This window comes from Pseudomonas pichavaramensis (genome assembly GCF_050473265.1).
GTDB lineage: Bacteria > Pseudomonadota > Gammaproteobacteria > Pseudomonadales > Pseudomonadaceae > Aquipseudomonas.
In genome coordinates, this window is record NZ_JBJKFJ010000035.1 from 1 (window position 1) to 1,178 (window position 1,178).

Genomic DNA, 1,178 nt, shown 5'->3' on the forward strand with positions numbered 1-1,178 from the left:
GTGTCTGATGACCAAGCAACGTCGTTCCTTTACGCCCGAGTTCAAACGAGAGGCCGCTGGCCTGGTGCTCGATCAGGGCTACAGCCATATCGAAGCAGCCCGCTCGCTGGGGCTGGTTGAATCGGCGCTTCGTCGCTGGGTGAAACAGCTCCAAGAGGAGCGCCAGGGCGTTACCCCGAAGAGCAAAGCATTGACTCCCGAACAGCAGAAAATCCAAGAGCTGGAAGCCAGGATCGACCGACTGGAACGGGAGAAAGCGATCCTAAAAAAGGCTACCGCTCTCTTGATGTCGGACGAGTTCAATCGTACGCGCTGATAGACCAGTTGAGTGAGCGGGAGTCGGTGGAAGTGGTCTGTTCAGCCTTCGATGTGGTGCGGTCTTGCTACTACGCCCATCGTCTACGGCGCTGCCGTGTTGATGCACGCCGGGTTGCCCTGCGCAGTCAGGTCAATCAGCTGTTCAACCAGAGTCGAGGATCGGCTGGTAGCCGAAGCATTCTGGGCATGCTGCGTGAGGATGGCGTAAGCATTGGCCGCTTTCGCGTGCGTCGGTTAATGCGCGAGTTGGGCCTGGTCAGCAAACAACCAGGCTCGCACGCGTACAAGCAGGCTACGGTTGAACGGCCAGATATCCCGAACCGGCTGAACCGTGAGTTCACAACTGAGCGCCCCAATCAGGTGTGGTGCGGCGACATCACCTACATCTGGGCGCAAGGCCGCTGGAATTACTTAGCGGTGGTGCTGGACCTGCATGCACGACGAGTAATTGGCTGGGCATTCTCCGCCAAGCCGGATGCGGAGTTGGTCATCAAGGCGCTGGATATGGCCTACGAGCAACGAGGCAAACCGCAGCAGGTGCTGTTTCATTCCGATCAGGGCAGCCAGTACGCCAGCCGCCTGTTTCGGCAGCGGTTGTGGCGATATCGGATGGAACAGAGCATGAGCCGTCGAGGTAACTGCTGGGACAATTCACCGATGGAACGGTTGTTCCGGAGTCTGAAGTCGGAGTGGGTTCCGCCGACCGGTTACCTGACAGCCCAGGAGGCACAACGGGACATCAGCCACTACCTGATGCATCGCTACAACTGGGTCAGGCCACATCAATTCAACGATGGGCTACCGCCTGCGGTGGCCGAAGAAAAACTTAACCCACTGTCCGGGATGGGTTGACCACTACA

General features: G+C 58.4%; 1 protein-coding gene. It reads left to right on the plus strand.

The genetic code is table 11. From position 1 onward, the window contains the following. The first annotated feature begins 7 nt into the window (after positions 1-7). A protein-coding gene (locus tag ACJRW5_RS24905) for an IS3 family transposase (RefSeq protein WP_428205363.1) occupies positions 8-1,170 on the plus strand; the annotation gives its coding sequence in 2 pieces (ribosomal slippage) (positions 8-263 and positions 263-1,170; 1,164 coding nt in all). The last annotated feature ends 8 nt before the right edge of the window (positions 1,171-1,178 follow it).